General features: G+C 65.0%; 7 protein-coding genes, 2 tRNA genes and 1 pseudogene. All 10 read left to right on the forward strand.

Annotated features, from left to right (window positions below; translation table 11 throughout):
• Position 1: 1 nt before the first annotated feature.
• Positions 2-1,462 carry an NADH-quinone oxidoreductase subunit NuoN gene (gene nuoN, locus RYM47_RS09200; protein ID WP_315387369.1) on the forward strand — a complete coding sequence of 487 codons (1,461 nt, stop codon included), beginning with the start codon at positions 2-4 and terminating at the stop codon, positions 1,460-1,462.
• 109 nt (positions 1,463-1,571) lie between these two features.
• A tRNA-Met gene (locus RYM47_RS09205) sits at positions 1,572-1,648 on the forward strand.
• Between the two features lie 181 nt (positions 1,649-1,829).
• Positions 1,830-1,906, forward strand: a tRNA-Met gene (locus RYM47_RS09210).
• Positions 1,907-2,273: 367 nt separating this feature from the next.
• A complete protein-coding gene (gene rimP / locus RYM47_RS09215; RefSeq protein ID WP_019660578.1) occupies positions 2,274-2,864 on the forward strand; it encodes a ribosome maturation factor RimP in 591 nt (196 codons plus the stop codon).
• Between the two features lie 4 nt (positions 2,865-2,868).
• Positions 2,869-4,380 carry a transcription termination factor NusA gene (nusA, locus tag RYM47_RS09220; RefSeq protein ID WP_006458580.1) on the forward strand — a complete coding sequence of 504 codons (1,512 nt, stop codon included), beginning with the start codon at positions 2,869-2,871 and terminating at the stop codon, positions 4,378-4,380.
• A 92-nt stretch (positions 4,381-4,472) separates the two neighbouring features.
• Positions 4,473-7,118 carry a translation initiation factor IF-2 gene (gene infB, locus RYM47_RS09225; protein WP_315387371.1) on the forward strand — a complete coding sequence of 882 codons (2,646 nt, stop codon included), beginning with the start codon at positions 4,473-4,475 and terminating at the stop codon, positions 7,116-7,118.
• Between the two features lie 57 nt (positions 7,119-7,175).
• Entirely contained in the window at positions 7,176-7,586 is a 411-nt protein-coding gene (gene rbfA / locus RYM47_RS09230) for a 30S ribosome-binding factor RbfA (RefSeq protein ID WP_315387392.1), read from the forward strand.
• 82 nt (positions 7,587-7,668) lie between these two features.
• Positions 7,669-8,577, forward strand: a complete 909-nt coding sequence (gene truB, locus RYM47_RS09235; RefSeq protein WP_315387372.1) for a tRNA pseudouridine(55) synthase TruB — start codon at positions 7,669-7,671, stop codon at positions 8,575-8,577.
• A gap of 163 nt (positions 8,578-8,740) precedes the next feature.
• Positions 8,741-9,001: a 30S ribosomal protein S15 gene (gene rpsO / locus RYM47_RS09240; RefSeq protein ID WP_315387373.1), complete on the forward strand. Its 261-nt coding sequence runs from the start codon at positions 8,741-8,743 to the stop codon at positions 8,999-9,001.
• 149 nt (positions 9,002-9,150) lie between these two features.
• Positions 9,151-9,973 (forward strand): annotated as a pseudogene (locus tag RYM47_RS09245) (polyribonucleotide nucleotidyltransferase); the annotation flags it as partial.

Below are 9,973 nucleotides of genomic sequence, written 5' to 3' on the forward strand. Positions count from 1 at the left end.
GATGACCACCTCGCCGCTGTTGCCATTGACCGCCGCTGACCTGCCGCCGCTCGCTCCGGAGCTGGTGCTGATCGGCAGTGCGTTCGCCCTGATGATCCTCGACCTGTTCATCAGCAAGCAGAACAAGATCTGGACCCACCTGTTCTCGGTTGCCGCGCTGGCAGTCGTGCTGTTCATGCTCGCCACGGGCGTGGGCGGGCAGGGCGAGGTCTTCCACGGCATGTTCGTCCGCGACACCGCGGCCGATGTGATGAAGGTCGTGGTGGTGCTGTGCAGCGGCCTGACGCTGATCTACGGCTGGAGCTACCTGCGCGAACGCGACCTGTTCCAGGGCGAAATCCCGGTGCTGGTGATGTTCGCCACCGCCGGCATGATGATCCTGGTCTCGGCCGGCAGCCTGCTGATGGTGTACCTGGGCCTGGAACTGCTGGCGCTGTGCTCCTATGCGCTGGTGGCGAGCAACCGTGACAACGGCCTGGCGACCGAAGCGGCGATGAAGTACATCGTGCTGGGTTCGCTGGCCTCGGGCCTGCTGCTGTACGGCATGTCGCTGATCTATGGCGCCACCGGCTCGCTGCACCTGGATGCGATCAACGCGGCCATCCCGCAGTCCGACGAAAAGATGCTGCTGCTGACCGGCGCGGTGTTCATGATCGCCGGCGTCGCCTTCAAGCTGGGTGCCGCCCCGTTCCACATGTGGCTTCCCGATGTGTACCAGGGCGCGCCGGCACCGGTCGCGCTGTTCATCAGCTCGGCACCGAAGCTGGCCGCCTTCGGCATGGCCTACCGTCTGCTGGAAATGGGCATCGGCCCGCTGTCGGACGAGTGGAAGTACCTGATCGGTGGCCTGGCCGCGCTGTCGCTGGTGGTCGGTAACCTGATGGCGATCGCGCAGAGCAACCTCAAGCGCATGCTGGCCTATTCGACCGTTTCGCACATCGGCTTCCTGCTGCTCGGCATCGCCGGTGGTGGCGAGCGCGGCTACGCCGCAGCGCTGTTCTATGCGCTGAGCTACGCGATCATGTCCACCGCCGGCTTCGGCGCGATCATCGCGCTGTCGCGCAATGGCTTTGAAGCCGAGAAGATCGACGACCTGAAGGGCCTGAACGCCCGCAATCCGTGGATGGCCGGCCTGGTGCTGTGCATCATGGCCTCGATGGCGGGCATTCCGCCGTTCCTGGGCTTCTGGACCAAGCTGGCCGTGCTGGGCGCTGCGATCAACGGCGGCATGCTGTGGCTGGCGATCCTCGGCGTGATCTGCGCGGTGATCGGCTGCTTCTACTACCTGCGCGTAATCAAGGTCATGTACTTCGACGAGCCGGTGGGCGAGCCGTTGCCGGCCAACAACGACCGCGTGCTGGGCGTGGTGCTCGGCGTGAACGCCCTGGCACTGCTGGCGCTCGGCCTGGCCTGGAACCCGATCATGGTCTGGTGCCAGCAGGCTTTTGCACATCTCGCATAAAAAGCGATACAAAACTGCGTTAATAGTGTAATATTCGTTTCCTGAGTTGTTGATGCAGCGGTTTCGCCAGAACATCGTTGCGGTAACAGATCAACTCAACCACTTCTGCTGCGGGGTGGAGCAGTCTGGCAGCTCGTCGGGCTCATAACCCGAAGGTCGCAGGTTCAAATCCTGCCCCCGCTACCAAATTGTCCCGGTGCAAACCGGTGACTGGAACGACGAAGGCGATCCCGGCAACGGGGTCGCCTTTCTCGTTCCAGGACGGACGTCGGTAGTGCCACGCCCTGCGTGGCAACCCCAGCCAAAATGATCGATACGTGCCTGGGGTTGCACGGATAGTCATATTCCCTTACAATTCCGCTTCTGCTGCGGGGTGGAGCAGTCTGGCAGCTCGTCGGGCTCATAACCCGAAGGTCGCAGGTTCAAATCCTGCCCCCGCTACCAAGTAAAGAGATCGCCTTCGAAGTCCTGCTTCGAAGGCGTTTTTCTTTGCAGTTTGCGTCGTTTCCGTCCGATTGGGGTCAGATCCCTTTTCCTGCGGAAATGGGATCTGACCCCAGGCCTCGCACCTTGCACCAGCGCGGTGCAGCCGCTATCATCAGCGGCCTAGCAATACCCCTGAAGGTGGCCTCCCAGCGGGAGTCCAGACCCGGAAGGAGGGCCGCAACCGGCAGGCAATGCAGGTTGCAACCGGAATCCAGTCACCGGAGTCTTTCCGGAAAAGGGGCCCAGCGGGCCCTTTGTCGTTTCCGGGGCGTCATGTTTTCACGCCGGCCAAGGCCGGCACCCAACCAAGAGATCAAGGCAGGCTGTGAGCGACAAGGCAACCGACATCGCGAATCTGCTCGCCCCGACCGTTGTGTCGCTGGGCCTGGAGCTGCTGGGCGTTGAGTATCTGCCGGCCCCCGGCGGTGCGACCCTGCGCCTTTACATCGACGTGCCGCTGGCTGAACAGCCCGAGCGCATCATCAATGTCGACGACTGCGAGCGGGTCAGCCGCGAAGTGTCGGCGCAGCTGGACGTCGAAGACCCGATCAGCGGCAATTACACGCTGGAAGTGTCCTCGCCGGGCGTGGATCGCCCGCTGTTCAACCTGGAGCAGTTCGCCCGCCACCAGGGTGAATCGGCCAAGGTCACGCTGAAACTGCCGCAGGACAACCGTCGTCGCCTGCAGGGCCGCATCGAAGCGACCGACGAGGCCGCAGGCACCATCACCTTCATCGTCGACAAGGCTGAAGTGGTGGTGTCGGCCGACAACATCGACAAGGCACGGATCATGCCCGACTGGGTGGCGCTGGGGCTGGCCCCGAGCAAGCCGACCGGTCCGGCACCGAAGCGTCCGAAGCCGAACACGAATTCTTCTTCCAACGAGCCGGCGGCAAAGAAGCCGCGCGCGGAGTGAGCCAATGAGCAAGGAACTGTTGCTGGTAGTCGACGCAGTCGCCAACGAGAAGGGCGTGCCGCGTGAAGTGATCTTCGATGCCATCGAGGCCGCCCTGGCCTCGGCAGCGAAGAAGCGCTATCCCGACGAGGAAGTGCTGACCCGCGTGGTCATCGACCACAAGGATGGCAGCTACGAAACCTACCGCCGCTGGGAAGTGGTGGCCGATGACGTGGTCATGGAATCGCCGGATCGCCAGATCCGCCTGATGGACGCCGTCGATGAAGCCGAAGGCGTGGACGTCGGCGACTACATCGAAGAGCAGATCGAGAACCCGGACTTCGGCCGCATCGCTGCCCAGGCCGCCAAGCAGGTCATCGTCCAGCGCGTGCGCGAAGCCGAGCGCCAGCAGGTCGTGGATGCATGGAAGGATCGCGTGGGTGAGCTGATCACCGGTGTGGTCAAGCGCGCGGAGCGCGGCAACATCTACGTCGACCTCGGTGGCAACGCCGAAGGTTTCATTCCGAAGGACAAGGGCATTCCGCGCGACGTGCTGCGCGCCGGCGACCGCGTGCGCGGTTACCTGGCCGAAGTCCGTTCGGAACCGCGTGGCCCGCAGCTGTTCATCAGCCGCGCCGCCCCGGAATTCATGATCGAGCTGTTCAAGCTGGAAGTGCCGGAAGTCGGCCAGGGCCTGGTGGAAATCAAGGCCTGTGCCCGCGATCCGGGCGACCGCGCCAAGATCGCCGTGCTCGCCCACGACCAGCGCACCGATCCGATCGGCGCCTGCATCGGCATGCGCGGTTCGCGCGTGCAGGCCGTGTCCAACGAGCTCAATGGCGAGCGCGTGGACATCGTGCTGTGGAACGACAACCCGGCCAACTTCGTCATCAACGCGATGGCGCCGGCCGAAGTGCAGTCGATCATCGTTGATGAAGACAAGCACTCGATGGACCTGGCTGTCGCTGAAGACCGCCTGGCCCAGGCGATCGGCAAGGGCGGCCAGAACGTGCGCCTGGCCAGCCGCCTGACCGGCTGGCAGCTCAACGTGATGACCCAGGACCAGGTCACCGCCAAGTCGGAAGCCGAGCAGGCTTCGGCCCGCCAGCTGTTCATGGACAAGCTGGAAGTGGACGAAGAGATCGCCGGCATCCTGGTCAGCGAAGGCTTCGGCACCGTCGAGGAAATCGCTTATGTCCCGGTCGGCGAACTGCTGGCCGTGGAAGGTTTCGACGAAGACATCGTCGAAGAGCTGCGCGCTCGTGCCCGCGATGCGCTGCTCAATGAGGCCCTGGCAGTCGAGGAAGGCCTTGAAGACGGCCAGCCGGCGCAGGACCTGCTGTCCCTGAAGGGCATGGACGAAGCCACCGCATATGCGCTGGCCGGCCACGGCGTGCGTACCAGCGAGGACCTGTCCGACCTGGCCGCCGACGAGGTCATGGACTTCGGCATCGAAGGACTGGATCAGGCGCGCGCCGCTGCGCTGATCCTGGCCGCCCGTGCCGAAGAGATCGCCCGACTGGAACGCGGCGAATGAGCCGGCAATGAACAGGGCCCTGAGCCGCTCAGGGCGTAGAATCCGCGCCACCTCCAGATGCGGGGGGGCGCCCACAAGATCATAGGATCCGAATGTCGCAGCAAACCACCATCCGCAAGCTTGCCGAACTGGTCAACACGCCGGTCGAAAAACTGCTGGAACAGCTGGCCGGTGCCGGCATGAAGTTCAGCGGTCCCGACCAGGTCGTGACCAGCTCCGAGAAGGTGAAGCTCCTGGGCTTCCTTCGTCGTTCGCACGGCAAGCCCGAGCAGGCCCCGGAAGAGACCGATCAGTCTGCAAAGAAGATCACGCTCAACCGCCGGAAGCAGCAGGAAGTGACGGTCAATTCCGGTCGCAGCAAGACGACCGTGAATGTCGAGGTGCGCCAGAAGCGCACCTACGTCAAGGATGGTGCGCGCGCCATGACGCCGGACGAAGAGCGCGCCGACATCCTGCGCAAGCTGGAAGAGTCGCGCGCGCGCAATCTGGCCGAACAGCAGGCGCTGGCCGAAAAGGATCGTCTGCGCGACGAAGCCATCGTCCGTGCCCGTGAGGAAGAGATTGCGGCCAAGGAACGCGCAGAGGCCGAGAAGAAGGCGGCCGAGGAAGCTGCGGCCGCCGCCAAGGCTGCCGAGGCACTGGCTGCCACCAAGCCCAAGCGCGCTCCGATCGATGAAACCGCGCCGCGCCCGCCGCGTGCTCCGGCCGCCGCGCCGGCTGCGCCGCGCAGTGCGCCGCAGCCGCCGCGCAACGACGACCGCAACAACCGCAGCGCGCCGCGCAACGAGCGTGGCCCGGGCGACCGTTTCGCCGGCCAGATGCACTTGTCGGCTGCCGACCGCGCGCGTCGTGGCAACAGCAACAACAGCAACACCCGTGGTCGTCCGGGCGGGCGTAACCAGGCGGGTGGCCGTCGCGACATGTCGCGCGGTGGCAACAACGCCGGTCCGCACGCCTTTGAGCGTCCGACCGCGCCGGTGGTGCGTGAAGTGGCGATCGGCGACACGATCACCGTGGCCGACCTGGCGCAGAAGCTCGCGCTGAAGGGCGGCGAGGTGGTCAAGGCGCTGTTCAAGATGGGCGTGATGGCCACCATCACCCAGTCCATCGACCATGACACCGCCGCGCTGGTGACCGAAGAACTCGGCCACAAGGCGATCCGTGCCAATGACAACGACGCCGAAGACGCACTGCTGGCCTCGACCGGTGAAAACCAGGGCGAAGCCACCCAGCGTCCGCCGGTGGTCACCATCATGGGCCACGTCGACCACGGCAAGACCTCGCTGCTGGATTACATCCGCCGCACCAAGGTCGCCACCGGCGAAGCCGGCGGCATCACCCAGCACATCGGTGCGTACCACGTTGAAACGCCGAAGGGCGTGATCAGCTTCCTGGATACCCCGGGCCACGCCGCGTTCACCTCGATGCGTGCCCGCGGTGCCAAGCTGACCGACATCGTGGTGCTGGTGGTGGCAGCCGACGATGGCGTCATGCCGCAGACCAAGGAAGCGATCCAGCACGCCCGTTCCGCCGGTGTGCCGCTGATCGTTGCAATCAACAAGATGGACAAGTCCGGCGCCGACCCGATGCGGGTCAAGAACGAGCTGCTCACCGAGCAGGTCGTGGCCGAAGACTTCGGTGGCGACATCCAGATGGTGGAGATCTCGGCCAAGGCTGGCACGGGCGTCGACAACCTGCTGGACGCCATCTCGATCCAGGCCGAACTGCTGGAGCTGAAGGCCGTGGCCGAAGGCCGCGCCAGCGGCGTGGTCATCGAGTCCTCGCTGGACAAGGGCCGTGGCCCGATCGCCACCGTGCTGGTGCAGCAGGGTTCGCTGAAGAAGGGCGACTACCTGGTCTGTGGCATCCAGTACGGCCGCGTGCGCGCGCTGTTCGACGAAACCGGCAAGCAGCCGGACCACGCCGGTCCGTCGATTCCGGTGCAGGTGCTCGGTCTGTCCGGCGTGCCGGACGCAGGCGACGACTTCGTCGTGGTCGAGGACGAGCGCCTGGCCAAGGACGTCGCGCAGCAGCGCGAAACCAAGCGCCGTGAATCGCGCATGGTGCAGTCGGCCGGCAGCCGCATGGAAGACATCATGGCAACCCTGGGCAAGGGCAATGGCCAGCAGGTGCTGAACCTGGTGATCAAGGCCGACGTGCAGGGTTCGGTGCAGGCGCTGAGCCAGGCCCTGGTGGGCCTGTCCAACGACGACATCCGCATCAACGTGATCCACTCCGGCGTGGGCGGCATCACCGAATCCGACGCCAACTCGGCCGTCGCCTCCAAGGCCACTGTCATCGGCTTCAACGTGCGTGCGGACGCTTCGGCGCGTCGCATCATCGAATCCAATGGCGTGGACCTGCGTTACTTCTCGATCATCTATGACGTGATCGATCAGGTGAAGCAGGTGGCCTCCGGCCTGCTCGGCGTGGAAATCCGCGAAGAGATCATCGGTATCGCCCAGGTCCGCGACGTGTTCCGCAGCTCCAAGTTCGGTGCAGTGGCCGGCTGTATGGTCATCGAAGGCACGGTCAAGCGCAGCAAGCCGATCCGCGTCCTGCGCGACAGCGTGGTGGTGTTCGAAGGCGAGCTGGAATCGCTGCGTCGCTTCAAGGAAAACGTGGAAGAAGTCCGCAACGGTACTGAATGCGGTATTGGCGTGAAGGCTTACAACGACGTGAAGGCCGGCGACCAGATCGAATGCTTCGAGCGTATCGAAGTGCCGCGTACCCTGTAACAGCGGAACGGGCCCGACCCACGGTCGGGCCCTACTGAAAACCAACAATCCAAGAGACTGCCTGTGCCCAAAACCTTCCATCGAACCGACCGTGTTTCCGCCCAGATCCGCCGTGAGCTGGGTACGCTCGTGCACAACGCGGTGCGTGAACACGGCCTGCCTTCGGTGAGTGTGTCCGACGTGGAAATCACGCGCGACATGGCACACGCCAAGATCTTCGTCACCGCCCTCATGCCGGAACGTTCGGACGAGGCGATGAAGGGCCTGAAGGAAATCGCCTGGGGCCTGCGCATGGAACTGGCCAAGGCCATGAAACTGCGCCACGTGCCGGAGCTGCACTTCCACTACGACGACTCGGTCGACCGGGGCGAGCGCATCGACAACCTGTTGCGTGACCTGCCTGACACGTTGGCGGCGGAAAAAAGCCGCGAAGCCGACGCCGAAGACGACGACACCGAGACAAAATGATTCACAGCCAACAGCCCGAAAGGGCTGTTGTCATGTAGAGCCAGGCCCTGCCAGGCTGCGCGACCCATCCCGACGAAACACCATGACCCGAATCACCTTCCGTCGCCTCGACGGCATCCTCCTGCTCGACAAGCCTGCCGGCATGAGCTCCAACGCCGCACTGCAGGTGGCACGCCGCCTGTTCCGCGCCGACAAGGGCGGCCACACCGGCAGCCTCGACCCGCTCGCCACCGGCCTGCTGCCGCTGTGCTTCGGCGAGGCCACCAAGATCGCCGGCCTGCTGCTGGGCTCGGCCAAGGCCTACGACGCCGAGGTGGTGCTGGGCCAGACCACCGACACCGACGATTCCGACGGCAGCGTGCTGCTGGAACGCCCCGTGCCCGCCATCAGCCGTGAGCAGCTCGAGGCCGCGCTGGCGCCGCTGAAGGGCCGGATACGACAGCGCGCGCCGATCTATTCCGCCCTCAAGCAGGGCGGCGAACCGCTGTACATGAAGGCGCGCCGGGGCGAGACCATCGAAGCGCCGGAGCGCGACGTGGAGGTTCACGCCATTGAGGTGCTGGACCAGCAGCCGACCCGGCTGTCGCTGCGGGTGACCTGCGGTTCAGGCACCTACATCCGCAGCCTGGCCCGCGACCTGGGCGAGACCCTGGGCTGCGGCGCCCACATCGCCGGGCTGCGCCGCTTGTGGGTGGACCCGTTCCGCGACGCCCCCATGGTCACCCTGGACACGCTGCGCGAACTGGCGGGGCAGGGCGACGAAGCCGCCCTGGAAGCCCTGCTGCTGCCCTTGGAGGCCGGCCTGGCGGACTATCCGCGAATCGACCTCGATGCTGAACAGGCACCCCGATTCTCGGTGGGGCAGCGGCTGCGCAACCCGGCATGGGGCGCCGGCACCGTCGCGGTATACGGCCCGAACGGCCCGATCCTGGGGCTTGGCGAGGTCGACGAGACCGGCCGGCTGTCCCCGCAGCGCTGCTTCAACCTCTGACCCCGACCTGCCCGGCGCTTGTCCCGGGAGGCCGCGACCGTTACAATTTCGCGGCCTTTTCAGGCTTCCCGCATCCGCGGGTTCATCATTTCGTTAACGGCGAGTCGCGCGGTACGTCAATGGGACGTTTCTGCGGGCCACGCATCTAAAAGAGAAGAAAGCAATGTCGATCGACACCCAGAAGGTCATTGAAGACAACAAGCGCAGCGCCGCCGACACCGGCTCCCCGGAAGTGCAGGTCGCCCTGCTCACCGCCCGCATCGAGCTGCTGACCGGCCACTTCAAGGCCCACAAGAAGGATCACCACAGCCGTCGTGGCCTGCTGCAGATGGTCAACCGTCGCCGCAGCCTGCTTGACTACCTGAAGAAGAAAGACGCTCCGCGCTACAAGGCCCTGATCGAAAAGCTCGGCCTGCGTCGCTAAGCAGGACTCCCGACCGCGGCGCAGGAATGCGCCGCGGTTTTGTTTTGGCAGTACCGAATACATCGCTTGGACCGGACTACCGGTCACCCGTCGGCGGCAAGGGTCGCCTGCGGTCCATTCGAAGACAGCATCATCCCAAGGAATCCCCCGTGGCAAAAATCACCAAAACCTTCCAGTACGGCAAGCACACCGTCACGCTTGAAACCGGCGAAATCGCCCGTCAGGCCGGTGGCGCCGTCATCGTCAAGTTCGACGACACCGTGCTGCTGGTCTCCGCCGTGGCTGCCAAGAGCGCGCGTGAGGGCCAGGACTTCTTCCCGCTGACCTGTGACTACCAGGAGAAGTTCTACGCCGGTGGCCGCATCCCGGGTGGCTTCTTCAAGCGCGAAGGCCGCGCGACCGAAAAAGAGACGCTGATTTCGCGCCTGATCGATCGCCCGATCCGTCCGCTGTTCCCGGAAGACTACAAGAACGAAGTGCAGATCATCGCCACGGTGATGTCGCTGAACCCGGACATCGACGGCGACATCGCCGCGCTGATCGGCGCCTCGGCTGCACTGTCGCTGGCCGGCACCCCGTTCAAGGGCCCGATCGCCGCCGCCAAGGTCGGTTACAAGAACGGTGAGTACATCCTCAACCCGACCGTGACCGAACTGAAGGATTCGGAGCTGGAGCTGGTTGTGGCCGGTACCGCCAACGCCGTGCTGATGGTCGAGTCCGAAGCCGCGCTGCTGTCTGAAGACGTGATGCTGGGCGCCGTGACCTTCGGTCACCGCGAAATGCAGAAGGTCATCAACGCCATCAACGAGCTGACCGTGGAAGCCGGCACCAAGCCGTCGACCTGGGTTGCCCCGGCCAAGAACGACGCGCTGATCAGCGCCCTGCAGGAAGCCATCGGCCCGCGCCTGGGCGAAGCGTTCCAGGTGCGCGACAAGCTGCAGCGCCGCGACGCCATCTCGGCGATCAAGAAGG

The sequence above is a fragment of the uncultured Stenotrophomonas sp. genome (assembly GCF_963519125.1).
Lineage (GTDB): Bacteria > Pseudomonadota > Gammaproteobacteria > Xanthomonadales > Xanthomonadaceae > Stenotrophomonas.

What these genes read in the sequence shown, in the direction of transcription:
- nuoN (WP_315387369.1), top strand. Translation starts at nt 2, where the DNA reads ATGACCACCTCGCCGCTGTTGCCATTGACCGCCGCTGACCTGCCGCCG.
- truB (WP_315387372.1), top strand. Translation starts at nt 7,669, where the DNA reads ATGACCCGAATCACCTTCCGTCGCCTCGACGGCATCCTCCTGCTCGAC.
- rpsO (WP_315387373.1), top strand. Translation starts at nt 8,741, where the DNA reads ATGTCGATCGACACCCAGAAGGTCATTGAAGACAACAAGCGCAGCGCC.
- nusA (WP_006458580.1), top strand. Translation starts at nt 2,869, where the DNA reads ATGAGCAAGGAACTGTTGCTGGTAGTCGACGCAGTCGCCAACGAGAAG.
- infB (WP_315387371.1), top strand. Translation starts at nt 4,473, where the DNA reads ATGTCGCAGCAAACCACCATCCGCAAGCTTGCCGAACTGGTCAACACG.